Source organism: uncultured Roseobacter sp., assembly GCF_947491795.1.
Taxonomy (GTDB): domain Bacteria; phylum Pseudomonadota; class Alphaproteobacteria; order Rhodobacterales; family Rhodobacteraceae; genus Roseobacter.
Window position 1 is genome coordinate 423,124 of record NZ_CANLKW010000001.1, and the last position, 24,013, is coordinate 447,136.

Sequence of the window (24,013 nt, forward strand, 5' to 3'; positions counted from 1 at the left end):
AACTCAGGAAAAGTAATATGGTTTCGCGCGTAATTCCGGTCGAGCCGTTCGACCTTGTGATTTTTGGCGGCACGGGTGATCTGGCCCGTCGCAAAATCCTGCCGGGCCTCTTCCGGCGGTACTGTGCGGGGCAGATGCCGCCCTCTGCGCGTATCATCGGAGCCGCGCGCAGCGAAATGGACCGCGCCGCCTATCAGGAGATGGTTGCCGGCGCGATCCGCGAGTTCGGCGGTGGCCGCGCCTGTGAGGACGGCACACTGGATCAGTTCCTTGACTGTCTGGACTATGTGGCGATTGATGCCAGAGGAACCGGCGGCTGGGAAACGCTGCGTGACAAGATGTCGGGCAGCGACCGCATTGAGGCCTATTATTTTTCCGTCGCGCCATCTCTCTTTGGTGATCTTGCCGAACGGCTGCAAAGTTACGGCATGGCAGACGACAAGGCACGCATTGTTGTCGAGAAGCCATTCGGGCGCGATCTCGATACCGCAAAAGAGCTCAACGCGACGCTCGCAAAGTACTTCGACGAGCACCAGATTTACCGGATCGACCACTATCTGGGCAAGGAAACTGTTCAGAACCTCATGGCGATCCGCTTTGGCAATATGCTGTTCGAGCCTCTGTGGAACAGCCAGTTCATTGACCACATCCAGATCACAGTCGCCGAAACCGTCGGCGTTGGTGGTCGCGGTGAATACTATGACAAATCGGGGGCCATGCGCGACATGGTGCAGAACCACCTGATGCAGCTGTTGTGCCTGATCGCGATGGAGCCACCCTCGCGTTTTGATCCTGACGCAGTGCGGGACGAAAAGCTCAAGGTGATCCGCGCGCTGGAACCGGTGGAACCGCACCATATTGTCCGCGGCCAGTACGATGCAGCACCCGATGATCCGGAAAACCTGCCCGATTACCGGACTGCTGTGGGCGACCCGCGTTCCAGAACCGAGAGTTTTCTGGCAATGAAAATCCATGTGGCCAACTGGCGGTGGGCGGGAACACCGATCTATCTGCGCACAGGTAAACGCATGGCAGCGCGCTCAAGCGAAATCTCGGTCATGTTCAAGGACACGCCGCATTCGATTTTCGGAGATGAGGCAGGCCGGCACCGGAATGTTCTGTCTATCCGTCTGCAGCCCAACGAAGGCATCACACTGGGGGTCACCATCAAAGAACCGGGTCCGGGCGGCATGCGCCTGATCGATGTGCCGCTGGATATGACCTTTGCCGACGCGCTTGGTGCGGATGATATTGAAAACGTAGATGCCTATGAGCGGCTGATCATGGATGTTATACGTGGGAACCAAACATTGTTTATGCGCGGTGACGAGGTCGAGGCCGCATGGGCCTGGACGGATCCGATCATCAATGGCTGGACGGCCCGTCATGACGTGCCTAAACCCTATGACCATGCCAGCGCGGGGCCCGATGCGTCCGACCAGCTGATGGCCCGGGAAGGTCGTGCCTGGAGAGAGGTGACACCATGATTTTCAACGAAAACGCAGACCGTGACATGGCAGTAATGAACGTTGCCCATGCGATCACGAGTGACCTGCGGAAATGTCTGCTGCAGCATGAAGTTGCCAGTTTTGCCGTGCCAGGCGGCACAACGCCTGGCCCGGTGTTCGACGCGATGAGTACCGTGGATATCGATTGGAGCCGTGTGCACGTCATGCTGACGGACGAGCGCTGGGTCCCCGAGGATCATCCGCGCTCGAACACGGCGCTGGTCAAAGAACGGCTGCTGACGGGCCGTGCTGCGGCGGCACATTTTTTCCCGTTCTACCGCGAGGGAATGACTGCAGAAGAAGCAGCCCCGGTTCTGTCGGCTGAAATCGCGTCGCTTGTTCCTGTGTCTGTATTGCTTCTGGGCATGGGGACCGACATGCATACCGCGTCGCTTTTTCCCGACGCGCCGGGGCTCGACGCGGCACTGGATCGAAATGCGCCGCATCTGGTGGCCATGCAGCCAGACAGCCAGCCGGAAGCCAGGATTTCACTGAGTGGTCCGCTGCTGGAGGGTGCGATGGACAAACATCTGATCATCTTCGGTGAGGACAAGAAAGAGGCGCTGCAGCAGGCCATGAAACTGCCGGCCAACAAGGCCCCGGTCAGCGTCGCAATCAAGGGAGGTCAGGTCCATTGGGCAGCCTGAACGCAGAATGGGACGCACTGCGGCGTCTGGGGAACGAACACCGCGACCGGAAAATCCTGTCGCTTTTTGGCGATCCGGAACGCGCGCGGAAATTCACCGCACAGACCGGTGACATGCTTTTTGATTATTCCAAAACCAACATCGATGCGGGCGTGCGTGACGCACTGATTGCGCTGGCCGTAGCGGCAGGTGTTGCTGAAAAGCGCGACGCCATGTTCAGCGGTGAGGCCATTAACGACACCGAAGGACGCGCAGTGCTCCACACAGCCCTGCGCAATCTGGACGGCGGTCCGGTCATGGTGGACGGCAAAGACGTGATGCCCGGTGTTCTGGGAACGCTGGAGCGCATGCGTGCCTATGCGCGCCAGGTACGCGACAGCGACATCACCGACGTGGTCAATATCGGCATCGGCGGGTCTGATCTGGGTCCGGCCATGGCGTATCAGGCGCTCAGCCCCTGGGCTGACGGTCCGCGCTGCCATTTTGTGTCCAATGTAGACGGGGCGCACATCGCGGACACACTGCGGGGCCTGGATGCGCGGCGCACGCTGGTGATCGTTGCGTCCAAGACCTTTACCACCATCGAAACCATGACCAACGCGCGCACGGCCCGTGCCTGGATGGAAGATCACGGCGGTAATCCCGGAGCACAGTTTGCGGCGCTGAGCACTGCCGATCAGCTGACGGCGGATTTCGGCATTCCGGCAGAACGCGTCTTTGGTTTTGAGGACTGGGTAGGCGGCCGTTATTCGATGTGGGGGCCGATAGGTCTGTCGCTGATGATTGCGGTGGGCCCGGAGGCCTTTGATGCGTTTCTGCGCGGCGGCCAGGCAATGGACAGACATTTTCAGGCAGCTGAATTTCATGAAAGCCTGCCGGTGCTGCTGGCGCTGACAGGTGTCTGGCATGCCCAGGTCTGCGGTCATGCCAGCCGTGCGGTGCTGCCCTATGACCAGCGCCTTGCCCGCCTGCCGGATTACTTTCAGCAGCTGGAAATGGAATCAAACGGCAAACGTGTCCGGATGGACGGCACAGAGGTCGTGGTCGACAGTGGCCCGGTGGTCTGGGGCGCTGCGGGCACCAACGGTCAGCATGCATTCTATCAGCTGATCCATCAGGGCACGCGGGTTATTCCCTGTGAGTTTATGATCGCGGCTCAGGGTCATGAAGACGACCTGAGCCATCACCATCAGCTGCTGGTGGCGAACTGCCTTGCACAATCAGAGGCCCTGATGCGCGGACGCAGTATTGATGAAGCACGCGCGAAAATGGCGCAAAAGGGATTGAGCGGCGATGAGCTGGAACGCCAGGCCCAGCACCGGGTGTTTGAAGGAAACAGGCCGTCGGTCACGCTGGCCTACCCGCAGCTTGATCCCTTCACACTGGGCCGGATCGTAGCGCTTTATGAGCACAGGGTCTTTGTCGAGGGGGTCATTCTCGGCATCAACTCTTTTGATCAGTGGGGCGTCGAACTGGGCAAAGAGCTGGCCACGTCCCTGCAGCCTGTCGTCGAGGGAACCGCGAGCGCAGAGGGCAAAGACGGTTCAACCGCCGCGCTCGTGGGCTTCATTCAGCGCAACCGGGACTGAGATCAGCTGTCGGGTTCCGCGCCGTCTATGGTGCGGAACCGTTCCAGCATCGCATCCGGGATCGGATAGCGCCCGTCGCCGTCCTGGTTCAGCAAAACAAGTACGCATTCAAACGTCGCGCGCAGGGTGCCGCCTGCCCAGATCTGCTGGGCAAGGGTAAAGGACGTACGCCGGAACCCGGTACACTGACAGGTCACCACATAGTCCTCATCCATCAGCATTTCCTGACGGTAATGGATGGACCCCGACCGGATAACAATGCGCGGTCCGTCTCCTGTCAGCGCATAGCGTGTCAGGCCCCATTCCTGGGTGTAGCGGATACGCAGACGTTCAAACCAGGCCATGTAGACCGCGTTATTGACGTGTTTCAGCGGATCGAGTTCGGAAAAGCGAACGCGGTCGGCCATGGCAAGAACGGCCGGCGGATCAATCCCCAGACCTGTCTGTGTGTCCGCGCTCAGCGGGGTGTGATAGATCAGTGACATGTCACCCGCTTAGCCGGACAACCTGCCTTTGCCAAGACTTGCCAGACGGACAACGTGCGGGCACGGTATGACAAGAGAAGAAAAGGGAGAGAGCCGATGCTGGGACAGATGATGCAGGCACCGCTGCTGATATCCTCGCTGATCGCACATGCCGGACGCTATCACGCCGAGGCAGAGATCCTGTCGGTCAACACCGGCGGTGGGACGGAGCAGACCACATGGGGGGGTGTTGAGCAGAACGCGCGGCGGCTCGCCTCGGCGCTGAGTGGTCTGGGTCTGGGCCCCCAGGCCCGCTGCGCGACGATTGCCTGGAACAACCGGCGTCATCTGGAGATTTACTTTGGGGTCTCGGGGGGCGGTTTTGTCTGCCACACGATCAACCCGAGGCTTTTTCCCGAACAGCTCGTCTACATCATCAACCACGCCGAGGACGAAGTTCTGTTTATCGACAGCAGCTTTGTGCCTCTCGTGGCCGCGATCCGCGATAAACTGACAACTCTGAAACATGTGGTACTTTTAGAAGCCAGTGTGGGCGAGGCTGCCAAAACATTGCCCGGTATCATCGCCTATGATGACCTGATCGGCGATGGCGAACCCGGCTATGCCTGGCCGGATATGGACGAGGAAACGGCCTCAAGCCTCTGTTATACATCGGGAACCACCGGAAATCCAAAAGGGGTTCTGTTTTCCCACCGTTCCACTGTATTGCACAGTTTTGCGGCCAATCTGCCGGACAGCATTGGTTTTTCGGCGATGGATGTTGTGTTGCCCGTCGTGCCGATGTTCCACGTAAACGCCTGGGGTACGCCCTATGCCTGTGCGATGGTTGGCGCACGGATGGTTCTGCCGGGTCCTGGTCTTGACGGTGCGTCGCTGGTGGCGCTGATCGACACGCACCGGGTCAGCATCGCGCTGGGTGTTCCGACAATCTGGCTGGGGCTGCTGGGCCATGCAGAGGCGGCAGGCAGCAATCTCGAGACGCTGAAACGCACCGTGGTGGGCGGATCTGCCTGCCCGCCCTCGATGATCGAAACCTTCCGTGAACGGTATGGTGTGGACACGGTGCATGCCTGGGGCATGACCGAAATGTCGCCCCTCGGCACAATAAACACCCCGCTTGCCAAACACCTGGAACTGCCCGCGGAGGCGCTTCACAGCCTGCGTGAAAACCAGGGGCGTCCACCCTGGGGCGTCGAGCTGTCGATTGTGGATGCAGATGGGGTGCCGCTGCCGCATGACGGTGAGACGCAGGGAGAACTTCTTGTGCGGGGGCCCTATATCCTGGAGGCGTATTTTCACAGCACACCCGGGGAAACTCTGCAGGACGGCTGGTTTAATACCGGCGATGTGGCGACGATTGACCCTGATGGCTATCTGACAATCCGGGACCGCTCCAAAGACATTATCAAATCCGGCGGAGAGTGGATCAGTTCGGTGGAGCTCGAGGGCATTGCCATCGCGCATCCCGCTCTGGCCGATGCCGCTGTAATCGGCGCGCAACATGCGAAATGGGACGAACGCCCGGTGCTGATCGCTGTTCTTGCAGAAGGTCAGACAGCGAGTGAGGAAGATATTCTGTCGGTTTATGAGGGCAAAATCGCACGCTGGCAGGTGCCCGACCGGGTGGTCTTTACCGATGCGCTGCCCAGAAATGCCACGGGTAAGGTGCTTAAACGCAACTTACGCGATAAATTCGGGGATGTGTTGCTGGCATAAGTCGCATTTTAATCCCTTTCCACGACCATGGGGTTCAACCCTGCCCGCGCGAACCGCGCTTCCGTGAAAGGACCCATTATGAGACTTCCCGCATTACTCCTTGCCCTTTTGCTGCCTGTTTCGGCCCTGGCGGGTCCGGACCGGATATCCGTGCTTCTGGGGTCGGAGCATTTCAATGCCACCAAAGAGTTTCAGGAGTTTAACCCGGGGGTCTTTCTGACGTGGGAGGGGCGCTATGACGTGAGTGCGGGTATCTACTATAACAGCTACGAGGAAGTCGGCGGTCTGGTGGCTCTGGGGCGTGATTTCTGGGAGGGCGAGGACTATGCCGTGGGTCTGTTCGGTGCGCTGGCGCTTTATCCCGGTGATGGCGACCGCTTTGACGTATCCATCGGCGATGTCGTGCCGCTGATCGGCTTGCAGGCGCGATATCGCAATGTTTTTGCTCAGCTTATTCCTGGCAACGGCGAAACGACAGACGCCGTTCTGGCCGTGGGTCTGACCTGGGAGCTGCCCTGAACCCTGCGCGGCTGGTGACGCATCGCGCCCTCGCAACCCGGTGCGGCTTCTGCGTTTACGAGTGTTCTGCCACTTGCAGACGCCTGATCCGTTTGCCTGCCTTGCCTTTCGCTCTGAATATGAAAGACTGAGGGGCAAATCTGTGATCGGTCTTTCATGTACATAACTGTCAATGGCGCAAAGCTCTTTTTTGATGTTGATGGTGAGCAATTGTCGCCTGACGGACCGGCCATGCGCGAAAAGCCCACCGTGGTAATGGTGCACGGCGGGCCGGGCGGCGATCACAGCGTGGCCAAACCGTTCTTTTCCCAACTCACTGACATGGCCCAGGTGGTTTATTATGATCACCGCGGCAACGGCCGGAGCGATCTGTGCGACGAGAGCACCTGGAACCTTGATCAGTGGAGTGATGACCTGAAGGCGTTTTGCGATGCGCTGGGGATCATAAAGCCCATCGTCATCGGCACCTCTTTTGGCGGTTTTGTGACCATCGCCTATGCCACGAGGTATCCCGACCATGCCAGTGGCATCGCCCTGATCAGCACCGCTGCAAAGGTAGATTTCCCTGCCGTATACAATGCCTTTGAAAAACTTGGCGGGCCGGCGTTGCGCGACATCGCATCAGCTTATTGGGAAAACCCGACGGATGAAGGCCGCGCGCTTTACCGTGACAGATGTGTGCCGCTCTACAGCTACAAAAAGGACGCCTCAACAGACTGGCTGTCTCGCGTGATGTGGCGGAACGAGACGGCCCTCTGGTTCAATGGTCCGAAAAACGAGCACGGCCGATTTGACTACCGTAAGGATCTTGAAAACATCCGCCGCCCGGTGCTGGTAATGGTGGGCGAGGAGGACCCGATTACACCAGCCGAATTCAGTGAGGCAATCGTTGCCGGGCTCGGATCGGACAAAGTGACTTATCACAGGTTTGAACACTGCGGACACGGCGTCACCGGCGACAGGCCGGACGAAGCCCTTGATGCGCTGCGCACCTTTGTCGCCGACTGTGCCGCGCCGGGAAAGTGACCGCGACTGACTTTTGCGCTGACAACAAGGATTGTTACCTGGTCTGTCCGGGCCCTCAAAACCCCCGGCGGTCACGTTTCTTCGATGACAGATGCGACATCCCAGGGCTGCGCTTCATGTCCGTAGATTGATTTTTCGGGAACGTACAACCGCGGCTCATCCAGAGACGATGCGTGGACATAGATCCGGTCGCTCATCCGGTCGCTGCGCCGGGTCATCTGCGCCCCGCAGACAGGGCAAAACCCGCTGTATGTGGGACGACCCGAACCACCGGTCATCTGATAGGTCCGGACATCTTCGCTGATGACAAATGTGCTCAGCTCCAGCGGCACCATTTCGGAATGCCCCGTACCTGTCAGTTGCTGACAATCGCGGCAATGGCAGCGAAACATTGGAGCATCAAGGCGCGCACCCTTGTAACGCACCAGGCCACACTTGCATCCACCGTTTACTTCTTTTGTCATTGCACGATCCCCGTTCAGGAAAGTTTAGATCGAAAAACGCACTGTGTCAGCCTTGTCCGCTCAGCAACCGGCCTGCCGAAAAAGCAGCGCAAATGCGTCGATGCCAGGTTTTCAGTGTGCAGTGGCGTGCCCTGCTGAAACGGTTTCTGGACGTGAAAGGTTGCATCTGGAGCGGGTAACGGGAATTGAACCCGTAACTTAAGCTTGGGAAGCTCGCGTGATACCTTTTCACCATACCCGCGCTCTGCTGCGTGATTAGGCTGGCCCCCGTGAGGCGTCAAGCATGTTCCTGTCTGTCAGGCCCTGGCGGTCACAACATGAACAGCAGCAGGGATGCGCAGCCCGTCCGGTGTTTCAAATTCCCGCATGGCCTCACACAATGCGTTCTCCAGCGTCTCAGTGGTTGCCGCGTCAGCCCCGGCAAATCGCAAAGCAACGTCAGCAGGACCGATCTGGCACATGGTCCGGGACAGAGCTGCCGGGTCGCTGCCGCCATCGAGCAAAACATCCAGCGTTTCAATCTGAGTATCGCGAAACCCGGCGCCACTCAGAATGCCGGAAACCCGGCCTGCCTCCCGGAAAGCAAAGGGCCCCGGCGCGTCAGGATCAGGGCGGGGCGGTGCACCGACAACAGACTTTGCGATCCGGGCGGGCGTGGTAAAGAACGGGTTGTCCGGAATGTCAGCCCAGGCGGCAAAGGTGATCTGCGCACCGGGCACCATCGCCGCGCGAATGTTGGCAAAGGCCGCGACTGAATCTGCAAAAAACATCACACCAAACCGCGACACGACCGCATCAAAGCTCTGTGTCTGAAAAGCGTGGTTCGCGACATCGGCCAGGATCAGCGAAACACCCGGCCTGCCGTGCGTGCGTGTCCTGGCCAGTGCAGTCATGCTGTCAGAAATATCGGCGCCCGTGACATGCCCGTCGGGGGCGACCTGGTCTGCTGCCTGCAGCGTGCTGGTACCGGTGCCCGAGCCCACGTCAAGAACCCGCTGACCCTGTGCCAGTCCGGCGCGGTCCCAGACAACATCCAGAACCGGTTGCATCAGCTGGTCCATCTGCGCCTGCAACCGGACCCATTTGGGTCCCGCCGCGTCGGACCAGAAGTCGCGCTGTTCGCTGTTATCGCTGCTCATGCGCGCCGCCGCCTGCGACGTCCGCCGGAACCGCCGTCGCCGCCCCCTGTATTGAAATTTGTGACGGGCAAAGACACGAGGCTGTTGAGGATCGGAAAAGGTTCAACCGCATTCGGAATGGCGGAGGCATTGACGAAATGCTCCTGAAATCTGGGTTCAATCGCGGTCTCGACTTTGTGGATCGCGCGGACTGTGGCCTCGATCCCCGCCCGGGCTCCGGTGTTCAGAAGGGCAATCCGTGCGCCTGTGCCGGCAGCGTTCCCGGCAGAGGTGACTTTGTCCAGCGGCGCGTCGGGGATCATGCCCAGAACCATCGCATGTTTGCTGGAGATATGCGCCCCGAAAGCACCGGCAAGCACCACGCGGTCCACCTGATCGACACCGAATTTGTCCATCAGCAGACGCGCACCGGAGTAAAGCGCCGCCTTGGCCATCTGTATCTCGCGGATGTCCCGGTTGGTGACCGTGATGCGCGGGCCGCCATCCACAGTGCCATCGTGCACCAGATAGGAAAAGGTGCGACCGTCAGCAAAACACCGATCCGAGCCGGTCTGCTCAGGCGATCCGATAAGGCCTGCGGCGTCCACGATGCCATGAATACGCATCTCGGCGACCATTTCGATAATGCCCGAGCCACAGATGCCGGTGATGCCGGTCGCACCGATTTCGATCACAAAGCGCGGATCATCCGACCACAGATCGCTGCCAATCACCTTGAAACGCGGGGCTTTCGTTTCGGGATCAATCTCCACCCGTTCAATGGCTCCGGGGGCGGCGCGCTGGCCCGAACTGATCTGTGCGCCCTCAAAGGCCGGACCGGTCGGGGAAGAGCAGGCCAGAACACGTTCCTTGTTGCCCAGCAGAATTTCGGCATTGGTGCCCACATCCACCACCAGCACCAGATCATCCGATTTGTCGGGTGCTTCGGACAATGCAACGGCTGCGGCATCCGCGCCGACGTGACCGGCGATACAGGGCAGAAAGTAGACGCGCGCAGAGGGGTGAATGTTGAGCTCCAGATCATCGCCGCGCAGACGCAGCGCATTGTTGGTGGTCAGCGCAAAGGGCGCCTGGCCCAGCTCAAACGGATCGATCCCCAGAAAGAGGTGGTGCATGACCGGATTGCAGACGAAAACCGCATCGACGATCAGCCTGCGATCCACACCGGCCTCATCCGCGATCTGCTCAAAGAGGTCCCGCATGCCCTGACGCACGGCGCGCGTCATCTCTGCAGAACCGCCTTCGTTCATCATCGAATAGCTGACACGGCTCATCAGATCCTCGCCAAAGCGGATCTGCGGGTTCATCAGCCCTGAAGATGCCAGCACCTCGCCCGTTTGCAGATCACACAGGTGTGCTGCGATGGTGGTCGAGCCCAGATCAACGGCCAGACCGTAAACGGTGCCGTCGTAATAGCCCGGCCAGATATTCATAATGCGCGGGTTGTTTTCGTGATCGCCCAGATGCACGGCGACGGTGACTTTCCAGCCGCCTTTGCGCAGTACCGGCTGCATTTCCTGCAGAATATGCAGGTCAGCCGTAATGTTCTTCAGCTCCCACTGATCGCGCAGCGCGTCACGCAGGCGCTCCAGATCACCGGACGGGTCGTGCATATCCGGCTCGGCGACTTCTACATAGAACAGCCGTGTTGATGGATCGAGCGTGATGTCACGCACTTCGGCGCGTTTGCGCACCACCTGTTTGTGCACCTGGCTTTCGGGCGGCACGTCAATGACCACATTGCCCTGAACCGTTGCCTGGCAGCCCAGCCGTCGCCCGTCGATCAGGCCGCGCTTTTCCTTATAGCGCTCCTCGACCTTGTTCCATTCCGACAGGGCGTCCGCTCCGACCGTGACCCCGTGTTTGGAAAACTCGCCATAGCCCGGCGTAATCTGGCACCGTGAACAGATACCGCGCCCCCCACAGACCGAATCGAGGTCAACGCCCAGCTGTCGCGCTGCGGTGAGGATCGGCGTGCCCACAGGGAAGTTGCCCCGTTTGCCGGAAGGAGTAAAAACGACGAGCGGATCACTGGACATGGCAGTTGGTCACCTGTTTTTCTTCATTGCGCCCACTTTAGCGTTTTGCGTGCCGTTAAAGCGCTGATCTGCGTCACATAATGCACCCGGCGCGGCATTGCGCGTCCGAAATCATCATGAAGGTTATGAGGTGCGATTGATCAGCCCAACGCCGGGTTGTGTGCACGGGCATGAAATATGAACCCAAGCAGGTTCAGCAGCACCTGGGCGGCCAGAATGGATGTGGAACCGGTCGGGTCATAATCCGGTGCAACCTCGACCAGATCGATCCCCGCAACCCGGTGCGCATTTGCGACGCCCTGGAGCAGTTCGAGCACCTCGTAATAGAGAAAGCCGCCGTGGCTCGGCGTGCCTGTTCCGGGAGCGATGGACGGACAAAAGGCATCGATGTCGATGGTGATGTAGATATCTGCATCCGCCGGCAGGGTTTTCAGGAGCGCTGCTGTTCCCATCTCCCGGGCCTGTCGTACCGAAACGATTGTGGATCCCATGGCCCGCGCATCCGCATATCCTTCTTTCGCGGTAGAGCTGACATTGCGGATGCCGACCTGGGTCAGTCCACTGACATAGGTTTGCTCGGCCGCCCGACGCATGGGGTTTCCATGCCCGTGCCGAACCCCGTGACGTTCATCCACAAAGTCCAGATGCGCATCGATCTGAAGAATGTGCAGCGGCCGCCCGGAATATTCAGGGCCGGAAAATGCCCGGATGCAGGGGATATTGACCGAATGATCGCCGCCGATGACCACCGGCAAAGCACCGGCGGCAAGCGCTGCGCGCACTCCCGCTTCGATATTGGCATGGCTCTTTTCGGTGTCCGTGTGCACAATATCCGCGTCCCCCATATCCACAACGCGCACGCCTGCTGGCAGATAGGTGGCGTCATCCTCGTGATCATAAGCACCCGCATGCCCGAAACTGAACAGCGTCGATGCCTCGCGCACCCCGCGCGGACCGAACCGCGCACCTGCACGCCATTGGGTGCCTGCGTCAAAAGGAGCGCCAAGGATGGCGGCGTCGGCCTCAAGCGCCGACCAGTCAGACTGGTAGGGCCGTTTGCCAAAGGTTGAAATGCCTACAAAGGGCAGATCCAGTCTGCCGCCCTCATACCCGTGTCCTGCCATCGCACCTGTTTCCTATATTAGATCACCAGGCCAGTTTCCTCCTGGATGAGGCCGCTGGCAATGGGTTCAGGGCCAGATTTGGTGGTTTTTACCCTTTCCATTTTGGCCGCTCCGTGAAATAGGAAACTGCCAAATGAACACTCCACCTGCGAGGTAGACAATGGAGATTCGCGAGGCCCTTACCTTTGATGATGTGCTGCTGGTGCCCGGGGCATCCTCTGTACTGCCGTCAACAGCGGATACGCGCACCCGCGTGACCCGGTCTATTTCGATGAACATACCTTTGCTGAGCTCGGCCATGGATACGGTGACCGAAGGGCGCATGGCCATTGCGATGGCCCAGGCCGGGGGTATCGGTGTGGTGCACCGGAATCTGAGCATCGAAGAACAGGCCAGGGAAATCCGGCGCGTCAAACGGTTTGAAAGCGGGATCGTCTATAACCCCATCACGCTGAGGGCCAACCAGACCCTGGCGGATGCAAAGGCATTGCAGGAGCGTTACCGCGTCACCGGCTTTCCGGTCGTTGATGAGCAGGGCAGGGTGCTGGGCATCGTGACCAACCGCGATATGCGGTTCGCCAGCGACGATGCCACTCCCGTATCTGTCATGATGACCAACGAAAACCTGGCCATTCTGCACGAACCGGCAGACCGCGACGAAGCGATCAGCCTGATGAAGGCGCGCCGTATTGAGAAATTGCTGGTGACCGACAAAGACGGCAAACTGACCGGGCTGCTGACCCTCAAGGACACAGAACAGGCCGTGCTGAACCCCACAGCCTGCAAGGACGATCTGGGCCGTCTTCGTGTGGCGGCCGCAACCACCGTTGGCGATGCGGGCTTTGAACGCTCCGAGGCGCTGGTTGATGCCGGTGCAGATATGATTGTGATCGACACCGCGCACGGGCACTCCGAAGGGGTCGCGGCTGCGGTGCGCCGGGCAAAGGCCCTGAGCAATGAGGTGCAGATTGTCGCGGGTAATGTCGCCACGGGCGAGGCCACACGTGCCCTGATCGATGCGGGCGCGGATGCCGTCAAGGTAGGCATTGGGCCGGGCTCGATCTGTACCACCCGTATGGTCGCGGGTGTGGGTGTGCCGCAGCTGACCGCGATCATGGATTGCGCGCGTGTAGCGGGAGACACCCCGGTGATTGCGGACGGTGGCATCAAATTCTCGGGCGACTTCGCCAAGGCGATTGCGGCGGGCGCGTCCTGTGCCATGGTCGGGTCCATGATCGCGGGCACGGATGAGAGCCCGGGAGAAGTGATCCTGTATCAGGGCCGTTCGTTCAAAAGCTATCGCGGGATGGGCAGCCTCGGGGCCATGGCCAGCGGGTCAGCGGACCGGTATTTTCAAAAAGATGCAGCCAGTGACAAACTGGTTCCCGAAGGCATCGAGGGGCAGGTCGCCTACAAAGGATCCGCCGGTGCTGTCCTGCACCAGCTGGTCGGCGGTCTGCGCGCCGCTATGGGCTACACGGGATGCGCAACGGTTGATGAGATGCGCACAAACTGCAACTTTGTCAAAATCACCGGTGCGGGTCTCAAGGAAAGTCACGTGCATGACGTGCAGATCACGCGCGAAAGCCCGAACTACCGGGTCGGCTGATGGCTGACCGGGCAGGGCGGACATGACGCCGGGCGCACGTGTTGCCGCGGCGATCGGCATTCTGGATCAGATGGACGCCGGTATGGCCGCCGAACAGGCACTGACACGCTGGGCCAGGGCCAGCCGCTTTGCCGGATCAGGTGACCGCGCGGCTGTGCGCGATTATGTTTTCAGTGTTCTGCGGTGCAAACGAATGGCTGCGGCTCTGGGGGGCGGCACGAGCGGGCGCGCGCTGATGATCGGTCTGTTGCGCCTGTCGGGCTCTGATCCGGACGGTTTTTTTACAGGGGAAGGACATGCGCCAGACCCCCTGTCGACGGAAGAAAGCGATGCGCCGGAACCACCGGAAGATCAGGGCGTACAGTGGAACATGCCCGACTGGCTGATCCCCGAATTCTCCCGCAGTCTGGGCGCTTCTGCCGATGAGGCCGCCCGGGTCATGACGTCCCGGGCTCCGGTCACTCTGCGGGTCAACAGCCGTCTCAGCGACCCCGGCGAGGTGACAGCCGCACTGACATCCGAAGGCGTGCAGGTCGAACCAGTGCCGGGTTTTCTGAAGGCTCTGCGCGTCACGCGCGGCGAGCGCCGTCTGCGCAATACCAAAGCCTGGGAAACCGGATTGTTTGAGCTGCAGGACGCAGCCTCGCAGGCCGTTGTCTCCGAACTGCCCGTTGGTGAACGGTGTCTGGATTTTTGTGCGGGCGGTGGCGGCAAAGCGCTTGCAATGGCCGCCGACCCGGCACGACGTGTCTTTGCGCATGACGCAAATCCGCAGCGCATGCGCGATCTGCCCGCCAGGGCCGCCCGCGCCCAGGCCGACATCACCCAGCTGAACCGGGAGCAGCTGACAGCCAAAGCCCCCTATGATCTTGTGCTCTGTGACGCACCCTGTTCTGGCAGCGGCGCCTGGCGGCGCGCACCCGAAGGCAAATGGTCTCTGACGCCACGGCGGCTGCAAGAGCTTCAGAGCCTGCAGCTATCCATTCTTAACGAAGCCGCAGGGCTGGTGGCAGAAGATGGCTGGCTGGTGTACGCGACCTGTTCCGTTCTGACCGCGGAGAATGAAGACACGGTCGCCCGTTTTCTGAACGAAAACCCGGCGTGGACCTGCAGTGTTGCCAAAAGGTTCAATCTGTCACAGGAAAATGACGGCTTCTTTGCTGCACACTTGACGCGTTAATCGAATGCCCCATACTCAACTTGCGCGGGTGTTGTGGGTATCTTGGTTAAGCGGTGATTAACCCCTCCTGCGCTTAATACGGATGTGATTCCATCTCCAGGAGCCCCGAATTGCCGCGCAGCGCTTTATTCCCTTCCAAACTGACCCGTTTTTCCCTGCGCGCACAGCGCCGGCTGGGCACGCTTATTCTGATCGCTCTCATGATGGGCGTGCTGGGCCTGGCGGCGCCCGACGTGCTCGCCCGGCAGGCGCTCTATGCATCTGCCTCGGCTCTTGTCGTGCTCTGCGCCCTTCTGGTTCTGCTGGCCGTCCGGCACAATCGCCGTAACGCGGATGCGCTGCGTGTTCTGAAAGATTTCACGCTGCGTGACGCCAGCCCGGTGCTTGTAACAGACGCCGATGGGGATGTTCAGTTTTCCAATCTGGCGGCACAGCGACGCTTTGACCAAGACCTGGATCAGACCCTTACAGGAACGCTGGAGACAACGCTGGCCAATCCCGGCGGCATCGTGTTCCGGCTCAAGACCCGGGCGGACCTTGAAGGATCGGCGCGCGAATCCATGGTGACGCGCAAGGGGCATGTGACCCTGTCGGTTCATCAGGCCGGTAACAATCTCTACATCTGGAGGCTTGAGGATGTACCCGGCGGCGCGCAGGCGCACGAGGGGCCGGTTCTGCCAATGATCCTGGTCGGGCGCTCCAACGCGGTTCTGTTTATGAACGAGCAGGCCCGGGATCTCGCGGGCGGGCGGATTAAAACACTGGACCGGCTTTTCAAAACACTTCCCGTCGTGCCGGGCTCGGTCTGTGACATCAAGGGACCCGCGGGGACCGACCGTGTTCTGGTGGCTGAGGCCGATGCAGGCGCAGGACGCCGTGCGCTCTTTTTGCTACCCCCCGGCACCGAGAACATGGCCACGGACGGGTGGGCCGTTTTTCAGGACCTGCCTGTGCCTTTGCTGAAAGTCAGCCCCGAGGGGGACATCGAAGCCTTTAACCGCATGGCCGCTGTGCTGATCGGCCACACGCTGGAGCACGAAATCAGCCTGAGCGATGTGATGGAAGGGCTCGGGCGGTCAATTACGGACTGGCTGCGGGAAACACTCGCGGGCAGGGCCGCGCAGCAGTCAGAATTTCTGCGTCTGAAACGGGCGGACAAAGAGGTTTTTGTTCAGGTCACTCTGAACCGTGTCACAGAAAACGGCAAACCGGCACTGATTGCAGTACTGAACGACGCCACAGAACTGAAATCGCTGGAGGCGCAGTTTGTGCAAAGTCAGAAGATGCAGGCCATCGGGCAACTGGCCGGGGGCGTGGCGCATGATTTCAACAATCTGCTGACGGCAATTTCCGGCCATTGTGATCTGCTGTTGCTGCGGCACGATCAGGGTGATCCGGATTTCAGCGATCTGGTACAGATCAACCAGAATGCCAACCGCGCGGCCGCCCTGGTCGGGCAGCTCCTGGCCTTTTCCCGCAAGCAGACACTGCGCCCCGAAACCCTGGACATGCGCGACACGCTGTCGGACCTGACCCATTTGCTGAACCGGCTGGTGGGCGAGAAAGTGACCCTTACCCTGAACCATGATCCGGTTCTTCATCCCATCCGCGCGGACAAACGACAGCTGGAACAGGTCCTGATGAACCTGGTGGTAAATGCCCGGGACGCGATGCCTCAGGGCGGTGAGATCCGGGTCACCACCGAATGCACTGACCTGAATGAACCGCTTGAGCGTGACCGCGTCAGCGTTCCGCCGGGTAAATATGTGACCGTGCGGGTGTCCGATGATGGTACAGGTATTCCGCCGGACAAGCTGCAAAAGGTGTTCGAGCCGTTTTTCACCACGAAACGCACGGGCGAGGGCACCGGGCTGGGCCTGTCTACAGCCTACGGTATCATCAAACAGACCGGCGGTTACATTTTTGTGGACAGCACGGTTGGTAACGGGACCACCTTCACGCTCTATTTTCCGGTTATGGAAGAAACGAGCATCAAAGCGGTTGCACCGCGGGAGGTTATCAAAAAACCCGTCGCAAAGCATGGCGACGGTGTGATCCTGCTGGTCGAGGACGAAGCACCGGTGCGCGCCTTTGCGAGCCGAGCCCTGCGTCTGCGGGGTTATACCGTTCTGGAAGCAGACTCAGCAGAATCGGCGCTCAAAACCCTTGAGGATCAGAGCCTGAACATCGATGTCTTCGTGACAGATGTGGTCATGCCCGGACTGGATGGCCCCAGCTGGGTGCGTGAAGCGCTCAAGGATCGCCCTGACGTCCGGGTAGTCTTTGTTTCAGGGTATGCCGAAGACAGCTTCAGTGAAACACAGATGAAAATCCCCAACTCTGTCTTCCTGCCAAAACCCTTCTCTCTCAGCGATCTGACCGACACGGTGCACCGCCAGCTGAACTGATCCGGTGTGCCGAATCGTGCCGCAGCGCGGCCGACAGGGTAAACACCGTTTCAGATAAACTGCCCGGGTGACAGGCCGTTGCGCTGCACTGACCGCCCGGAATTCTCCACAGGCAGAATCACTCCCTGGCGAGGCGCCGGGATATTCCGACGCTTTGCCCGAAAGCGGGTTTTCATGGCCGGAAACAACGCTATCAAAAACGTCCTCTTAGCTATTGTAAACGATCATAAAAACCAAAATATGCTCACGCGTCCGGCACAAAAAAGCCTGGCTAAACCTTCCTTTAATACATTTGGAAAAGAATGATTTTCGGAAATATTGATTGAAATGTTCTCCTTTTGATCTCATAAGGAACAGAGGCAGAACATTAACCTTACACGCGCTGACGGCAATTGCCGGTGGCAGGTATCTGTGACAATAAGAGGAAACCATAATGGCAACAGCAGATCTTTTGAGCATGAACAATAAGAAGTCCGCCGACAAACAGAAGGCGCTCGACTCCGCCCTCGCACAGATCGAACGCCAGTTTGGCAAAGGGTCCATCATGAAACTGGGCGCCGAGGGCGCTGTTCAGGATATTACGTCCAGTTCCACCGGTTCGCTGGGCCTTGATATCGCCCTTGGGATAGGTGGCCTGCCAATGGGCCGTATCGTTGAGATTTACGGACCTGAAAGCTCCGGTAAAACGACGCTGACGCTGCACTGCGTTGCAGAACAGCAAAAAGCGGGTGGTGTCTGTGCCTTTGTTGATGCCGAACACGCACTTGATCCGACATATGCCAAAAAACTGGGTGTCGATCTGGACGAGCTGCTGATCAGCCAGCCGGACACCGGCGAACAGGCGCTTGAGATCACGGATACCCTGGTACGTTCGGGTGCGGTGAATATGGTCATCGTGGATTCCGTTGCGGCCCTGACCCCCAAATCCGAGCTTGAAGGCGACATGGGCGACAGCTCGGTCGGTGTACAGGCCCGCCTGATGAGCCAGGCCATGCGCAAACTCACAGGCTCGATCAGCCGTTCGAACTGCATGGTCATCTTCATCAACCAGATCAGAATGAAGATTGGCGTTATGTTCGGCTCGCCCGAAACAACGACGGGTGGCAACGCGCTTAAATTCTATTCTTCGGTGCGTCTCGATATCCGCCGCATTGGCGCACTCAAGGACCGCGATGAGGTCGTGGGCAACCACACCCGCGTCAAGGTTGTGAAAAACAAGGTCGCCGCTCCGTTCAAGCAGGTCGAATTCGACATCATGTATGGCGAAGGCATCTCAAAAATGGGCGAATTGCTGGATCTGGGTGTCGCTGCCGGTGTCGTCGACAAATCAGGATCCTGGTTCAGCTATGGCGACGAGCGGATCGGGCAGGGGCGTGAAAACGCCAAGAGCTTCCTGCGCGAGAACACGCAGATGGCGCTGGAGATCGAGGACAAAATCCGCGCCGCGCACGGTCTGGACTTCGATATGCCACCGGGCGAGCGCAAAGAGGATGACGACATTCTCGAGGCCTGAAGCCGTATCATACTGAATTTCAACGGGGTGCATCGCAGGGTGCGCCCCGTTTTTCGTTGAGACGGTCTGCCTTATGTGGACAGCCGGGCGGCAGAGGGTTATCTGATGCCGGACAGAATTCTCAGAGGCAAAGGCCGCAGCCCATGCAGACGCTCAATGATATCCGCTCCACCTTCCTGTCGTATTTCGACAAACAGGGGCATGAGGTTGTGCATTCCAGCCCGCTGGTGCCCCGCAATGACCCGACGCTGATGTTCACCAATTCGGGCATGGTGCAGTTCAAGAACCTCTTTACCGGGATCGAAACACGCGACTATACCCGCGCAACGACCAGCCAGAAATGCGTCCGCGCCGGTGGCAAACACAACGATCTCGACAACGTTGGCATGACCGCGCGACATCTCACCTTTTTCGAGATGCTCGGCAACTTCAGCTTCGGGGACTATTTCAAGGAAGCCGCAATTCCCTTTGCCTGGGAAGTACTGACCAAAGAGCTTGATATCCCAAAGGAAAAACTGCTCGTGACCGTGTATCACACGGATGATGAAGCGGCGGACCTGTGGAAAAAGGTGGCCGGTTTTTCAGATGACCGGATCATCCGCATCGCCACTGATGATAATTTCTGGCGGATGGGTCCCACGGGCCCCTGCGGTCCGTGCACCGAGATATTCTACGATCATGGCGATCACATCTGGGGCGGACCGCCCGGCTCTCCTGAAGAGGACGGTGACCGGTTTATCGAGATCTGGAATAACGTCTTCATGCAGGACGAGCAGTTTGCAGACGGCTCCACCACCCCGCTACCGATGCAGTCGATCGATACAGGCATGGGGCTCGAGCGGATTTCCTCGCTGTTGCAGGGCACGAACAATGTGTTCGAGACCGATCTGATGAAAGCGCTGGTAGAAGCCTCTGCACATGCCAGCTCCACCGATACCCGTGACGAGATCATCACCCACCACCGGGTTATCGCAGATCATCTGCGCTCGACATCCTTTCTTATTGCCGAGGGCGTGCTGCCGTCCAACGAGGGGCGCGGATATGTTCTGCGCCGCATCATGCGCCGCGCGATGCGCCACGCGCACCTGCTGGGGGCACAGGACCCGATGATGCACCGGCTTGTACCGGCTCTGGTGCACCAGATGGGTGCGGCCTATCCCGAACTGGGCCAGGCGCAGAATATGATCGAACAGACGCTGTTACAGGAAGAAACACGCTTCCGTCAGACGCTGGACCGTGGCCTGAAACTGCTGGAAGAAGAAGTCGCGGGCCTGCCTGGGGACGCGGCATTGCCAGGAGAGGCGGCGTTCAAACTTTACGACACATATGGCTTTCCGCTGGACCTGACACAGGACGCTCTGCGCGATCAGGGACGGGCGGTAGACACAGACGGATTTGACGCCGCTATGGCGGAACAAAAGGCCAAGGCGCGGGCGGCCTGGTCCGGATCCGGTGACGCGGCGGATGCCACGATCTGGTTTGACGTGGCCGACAAACACGGCACCACGGATTTCCTCGGCTATGACACAGAAACCGCGGAGGGTCAGATCGCAGCCATCGTGCGCGACGGGTCCCAGGCCGACAGCGCCACCAAAGGCGACAGCGTTCAGATCGCCCTGAACCAGACGCCTTTTTACGCTGAAAGCGGCGGTCAGGTGGGAGACATCGGCCGCCTCGCGACATCTGGCGGTACGGTCGATGTCACAGACACCCGCAAAGCGGCCGGTGTGTTCATTCATATTGGCACCGTCGTGTCCGGCACCGTCAGTCCGGGCGAGGCCGCTGTGCTCGAAGTCGACAAAATCCGCCGCAGCGCCATCCGCGCCAATCATTCCGCAACGCACCTGTTGCACGAGGCCCTGCGCGAAGCCCTGGGCGAGCACGTGGCACAGCGCGGATCGCTCAATGCCGAAGATCGTCTGCGGTTCGATTTCAGCCATACGCAGGCGCTGAGCCCGGAGGAACTGGCCCGGGTGGAGGCGGACGTGAATGCTTACATCCGCCAGAATGCACCGGTTGAAACGCGGATCATGACGCCCGATGACGCCCGCGCCATTGGTGCGCAGGCACTCTTTGGCGAGAAATACGGTGACGAGGTGCGCGTTGTCTCCATAGGCCGTCAGGACGGTTCGGGCAAGGGTACGGACGGGGACACCTATTCGCTGGAACTTTGCGGCGGCACCCATGTCCGCCAGACCGGGGATATCGGCGCCTTCGTCACGCTGGGGGACAGTGCCAGCAGCGCCGGCGTGCGCCGGATCGAAGCGCTCACAGGGGCCGCTGCGCTGAGCTATCTGCGGGCCCAGGACCACCGCCTCGCTGAGGTCGCACTGGAACTCAAGGCACAGCCAGCAGATGTGCCGGAGCGCGTGCGCAATCTGCTTGATGAACGCCGCAGCCTTGCAAATGAAGTCGCCCAGCTGCGCCGCGAACTGGCTATGTCGGGGGGCACAGGCACTGCAGCGCCAGAGGCGCGTGATGCGGGTGGCACTGCGTTTATGGCGCAGGTGCTTTCGGGCGTGACCGGGCGCGATCTGCCGGCGCTGGTGGACCAGTTCAAGGAAAAGCTGGGCAGCGGCGCGGTTCTGCTGATCGCTGATGCGGAGGGCAAAGCCGCCGTTGCAGCGGGCGTGACGGCGGATCTGACGGGCACCCTTTCTGCTGTGGATATCGTCCGCGCTGCGGTGGCGGAACTGGGCGGCAAGGGCGGCGGCGGCCGGCCGGATATGGCCCAGGGCGGCGCAAAAGACATCTCAGGCGCGGATGCTGCAATTGCTGCAGCCGAAGCCGTTATAAAAGGACATAAATAATGGGCGCACTCTGGATTGCACATGTGACCGTAACCGACGACGAGGCCTACGCAAAATATGCAGCCCTCGCCACAGAGGCGATTGCCGCACATGGCGGCCATTTCATCGCGCGCGGCGGTCGCTTTGTCCAGCTCGAAGGCCAGGCGAGACCGCGCAATGTTGTGGCCCGGTTCCCAGATGTGGAAACCGCCGAAAAATGTTATAATTCAGATGTGTATCAGCGCGCGCTCAACCATGCACGGGATGCATCGGAACGCGAACTTATGATCATCGAAACCAGCGAATAACCAGCCCGCTTCTTCTGGCCAAAAATATCCATCCACCGGTTCAGACAGCACCATGCCCGGACATCCGGGCTCAGCGCCTGAAACAGGCAAAGATCCTGCCTCGTCAGCCCGCGCGTGCCATCCGCTTGCGCTCATGCGGGTCCAGATACCGCTTGCGCAGACGGATCGCGTTCGGCGTCACCTCGACCAGCTCATCATCGTCAATATAGGCGATGGCTTCCTCCAGGCTCAGCGTGATCGGCGTGGTCAGGCGCACAGCCTCATCCGTACCCGATGCCCGCACGTTGGTCAGCTTTTTACCTTTGAGCGGGTTCACCTCCAGATCGTTTTCCCGGCTGTGCTCGCCGATGATCATACCGGTATAGACGTCTGCCTGAGCCCCGATCATCATTCTGCCGCGCTCTTCCAGGTTCCACAGCGCATAGGCCACGGAGGTCCCGTTCTCCATCGAGATCAGAACACCGGCGCGGCGCCCGGGGATCGCCCCCTTGTGCGGCGCCCAGCCGTGAAACACCCGGTTCAGCACGCCGGTACCACGGGTGTCCGTCAGGAACTCACCGTGGTATCCGATCAGACCGCGCGACGGCACATGCGCGACAATGCGGGTTTTCCCGGCACCGGCGGGCTTCATTTCTGCCAGCTCACCGCGGCGCACGCCTGTGATCTTTTCGATCACGGCACCGGAGTATTCGTCATCCACGTCAATAGTGGCCTCTTCGATGGGTTCATGCCGCACACCATCGATGTCCCGGAACAGAACCTGCGGGCGCGAAATGCTCAGCTCAAAACCTTCGCGACGCATGTTCTCGATCAGAACACCCATCTGCAGTTCGCCACGGCCTGCAACTTCAAAAGCCTCGCCACCGGGTGTGTCGCTGATCTTGATGGCAACGTTGGATTCCGCCTCTTTCATCAGCCGTTCACGGATCACACGGGACTGCACCTTTTTGCCGTCACGGCCTGCCAGCGGGCTGTCGTTGATCCCGAAGGTCACGGTGATGGTCGGCGGGTCAATGGGCTGGGCGGGCAGGGCCTCTGTGACCTGCGGGGCTACAATGCTGTCGGCCACTGTTGCTTTCGACATGCCTGCGAGGCTGACAATATCACCGGCTTCGGCCAGATCGATCGGTTGCTGGTTGAGACCCCGGAAGGCCAGAACCTTGGTCACCCGAAAGGATTCCACCTGCTCACCGTCACGACTCAGCGCTTTGACCGTCTCACCGGCTTTCACGGTCCCCGATTCCACACGGCCTGTCAGAATACGCCCGATAAACGGGTCCGCGCCCAGCGTGGTCGCCAGCATCCGGAAAGGGGCGTCGCGCTGCGACTGCTGCGCCGGTGCCGGCACGTGCTCGACAATCAGATCAAACAGGGCGGACAGATCCGCACGCGGTCCGTCCAGCTCCACATCTGCCCAGCCCGAGCGTCCGGACGCGTACATCGCCGGAAAATCCAGCTGGTCATCATCAGCACCCAGGTTGGCAAAAAGATCAAAGCATTCATCCAGCGCGCGATCGGGCTCGGCATCCGGTTTGTCGACCTTGTTCAAAACCACAATCGGACGCAGCCCCAGCGCCAGTGCCTTGGACGTCACGAACTTGGTCTGTGGCATCGGCCCTTCGGCAGCGTCCACAAGCAGCACCACACCGTCGACCATGCTCAGGATGCGCTCCACCTCGCCGCCGAAATCCGCGTGGCCGGGGGTATCCACGATATTGATGCGGATACCTTTCCATTCGACCGACGTCGCCTTGGCCAGAATGGTGATACCGCGTTCGCGTTCCAGATCGTTGCTGTCCATCGCGCGTTCGGTGGTCGCCTGATTTTCGCGATAGGTGCCCGATTGCTTGAGCAGCTCGTCTACCAGCGTGGTTTTGCCGTGGTCAACGTGAGCGATGATTGCGATGTTTCGCAGGTCCATGAGAAATGCCTTTGGTCGGGAGGGGGCGC

General features: G+C 59.9%; 19 protein-coding genes and 1 tRNA gene. 13 read left to right on the top strand and 7 right to left on the bottom strand.

Annotated features, from left to right (window positions below; genetic code table 11):
• Window positions 1-17: 17 nt before the first annotated feature.
• Genes zwf through pgi form a run of 3 tightly spaced genes read left to right on the top strand, consistent with a single transcriptional unit; the run spans window position 18 to window position 3,744 of the window.
• Window positions 18-1,487: a glucose-6-phosphate dehydrogenase gene (gene zwf / locus Q1A34_RS02115; protein ID WP_300030087.1), complete on the top strand. Its 1,470-nt coding sequence runs from the start codon at window positions 18-20 to the stop codon at window positions 1,485-1,487.
• A complete protein-coding gene (gene pgl / locus Q1A34_RS02120) occupies window positions 1,484-2,155 on the top strand; it encodes a 6-phosphogluconolactonase (RefSeq protein WP_300030089.1) in 672 nt (223 codons plus the stop codon). Before zwf ends, pgl begins: the two co-directional genes overlap by 4 nt.
• Window positions 2,152-3,744, top strand: coding sequence for a glucose-6-phosphate isomerase (pgi, locus tag Q1A34_RS02125; RefSeq protein ID WP_300032310.1), 1,593 nt, complete (start codon window positions 2,152-2,154; stop codon window positions 3,742-3,744). Before pgl ends, pgi begins: the two co-directional genes overlap by 4 nt.
• A 2-nt stretch (window positions 3,745-3,746) precedes the next feature.
• Here pgi and Q1A34_RS02130 read toward each other — a convergent pair whose 3' ends face one another.
• Window positions 3,747-4,229: a thioesterase family protein gene (locus Q1A34_RS02130; RefSeq protein WP_300030092.1), complete on the bottom strand. Its 483-nt coding sequence runs from the start codon at window positions 4,227-4,229 to the stop codon at window positions 3,747-3,749.
• Between the two features lie 96 nt (window positions 4,230-4,325).
• Between Q1A34_RS02130 and Q1A34_RS02135 the strand changes: the two genes are divergently transcribed.
• The 3 genes from Q1A34_RS02135 (at window position 4,326) to Q1A34_RS02145 (ending at window position 7,490) form a co-directional block, all read left to right on the top strand.
• Window positions 4,326-5,945, top strand: a complete 1,620-nt coding sequence (locus Q1A34_RS02135; protein ID WP_300030094.1) for a long-chain-fatty-acid--CoA ligase — start codon at window positions 4,326-4,328, stop codon at window positions 5,943-5,945.
• Between the two features lie 78 nt (window positions 5,946-6,023).
• Window positions 6,024-6,464, top strand: coding sequence for a hypothetical protein (locus tag Q1A34_RS02140; protein WP_300030097.1), 441 nt, complete (start codon window positions 6,024-6,026; stop codon window positions 6,462-6,464).
• Window positions 6,465-6,620: 156 nt separating this feature from the next.
• Window positions 6,621-7,490 (top strand): alpha/beta hydrolase, encoded by an 870-nt coding sequence (locus Q1A34_RS02145; protein WP_300030100.1) that lies wholly within the window; start codon window positions 6,621-6,623, stop codon window positions 7,488-7,490.
• A 71-nt stretch (window positions 7,491-7,561) separates the two neighbouring features.
• Here the strand turns inward: Q1A34_RS02145 and Q1A34_RS02150 are convergent, their stop codons facing one another.
• The 5 genes from Q1A34_RS02150 to speB all read right to left on the bottom strand — a co-directional run bounded on the left by Q1A34_RS02150 (window position 7,562) and on the right by speB (window position 12,256).
• Entirely contained in the window at window positions 7,562-7,954 is a 393-nt protein-coding gene (locus tag Q1A34_RS02150; RefSeq protein WP_300030104.1) for a GFA family protein, read from the bottom strand.
• Between the two features lie 167 nt (window positions 7,955-8,121).
• Window positions 8,122-8,195, bottom strand: a tRNA-Gly gene (locus tag Q1A34_RS02155).
• 55 nt (window positions 8,196-8,250) lie between these two features.
• On the bottom strand, window positions 8,251-9,093 hold the full coding sequence (locus Q1A34_RS02160) for a class I SAM-dependent methyltransferase (protein WP_300030107.1): 843 nt from the start codon (window positions 9,091-9,093) through the stop codon (window positions 8,251-8,253).
• Entirely contained in the window at window positions 9,090-11,132 is a 2,043-nt protein-coding gene (locus tag Q1A34_RS02165) for an ASKHA domain-containing protein (RefSeq protein ID WP_300030110.1), read from the bottom strand. Before Q1A34_RS02165 ends, Q1A34_RS02160 begins: the two co-directional genes overlap by 4 nt.
• A 140-nt stretch (window positions 11,133-11,272) precedes the next feature.
• Window positions 11,273-12,256, bottom strand: a complete 984-nt coding sequence (gene speB / locus Q1A34_RS02170; RefSeq protein WP_300030113.1) for an agmatinase — start codon at window positions 12,254-12,256, stop codon at window positions 11,273-11,275.
• A 160-nt stretch (window positions 12,257-12,416) separates the two neighbouring features.
• Between speB and guaB the strand changes: the two genes are divergently transcribed.
• From guaB to Q1A34_RS02205, 7 genes are all read left to right on the top strand, one after another.
• Complete coding sequence (guaB, locus tag Q1A34_RS02175; protein ID WP_300030116.1) at window positions 12,417-13,865, top strand: IMP dehydrogenase; 1,449 nt, start codon at window positions 12,417-12,419, stop codon at window positions 13,863-13,865.
• A gap of 22 nt (window positions 13,866-13,887) precedes the next feature.
• On the top strand, window positions 13,888-15,045 hold the full coding sequence (locus tag Q1A34_RS02180) for an RsmB/NOP family class I SAM-dependent RNA methyltransferase (RefSeq protein ID WP_300030119.1): 1,158 nt from the start codon (window positions 13,888-13,890) through the stop codon (window positions 15,043-15,045).
• Between the two features lie 200 nt (window positions 15,046-15,245).
• On the top strand, window positions 15,246-17,453 hold the full coding sequence (locus tag Q1A34_RS02185) for an ATP-binding protein (protein ID WP_300032312.1): 2,208 nt from the start codon (window positions 15,246-15,248) through the stop codon (window positions 17,451-17,453).
• A gap of 174 nt (window positions 17,454-17,627) precedes the next feature.
• The gene (locus Q1A34_RS02190; protein WP_300030122.1) at window positions 17,628-17,759 is read left to right on the top strand and encodes a hypothetical protein; all 132 of its coding nucleotides are present in this window, start codon (window positions 17,628-17,630) and stop codon (window positions 17,757-17,759) included.
• 127 nt (window positions 17,760-17,886) lie between these two features.
• Window positions 17,887-18,966, top strand: a complete 1,080-nt coding sequence (gene recA, locus Q1A34_RS02195; RefSeq protein ID WP_300030124.1) for a recombinase RecA — start codon at window positions 17,887-17,889, stop codon at window positions 18,964-18,966.
• A gap of 143 nt (window positions 18,967-19,109) precedes the next feature.
• The gene (alaS, locus tag Q1A34_RS02200; RefSeq protein ID WP_300030127.1) at window positions 19,110-21,776 is read left to right on the top strand and encodes an alanine--tRNA ligase; all 2,667 of its coding nucleotides are present in this window, start codon (window positions 19,110-19,112) and stop codon (window positions 21,774-21,776) included.
• Window positions 21,776-22,063 (top strand): DUF1330 domain-containing protein, encoded by a 288-nt coding sequence (locus Q1A34_RS02205; RefSeq protein WP_298835918.1) that lies wholly within the window; start codon window positions 21,776-21,778, stop codon window positions 22,061-22,063. The genes alaS and Q1A34_RS02205 overlap by 1 nt, the downstream gene beginning before the upstream one ends.
• 103 nt (window positions 22,064-22,166) lie before the next feature.
• Here Q1A34_RS02205 and typA read toward each other — a convergent pair whose 3' ends face one another.
• Window positions 22,167-23,984, bottom strand: coding sequence for a translational GTPase TypA (gene typA / locus Q1A34_RS02210; RefSeq protein WP_300030130.1), 1,818 nt, complete (start codon window positions 23,982-23,984; stop codon window positions 22,167-22,169).
• Window positions 23,985-24,013 lie beyond the last annotated feature (29 nt).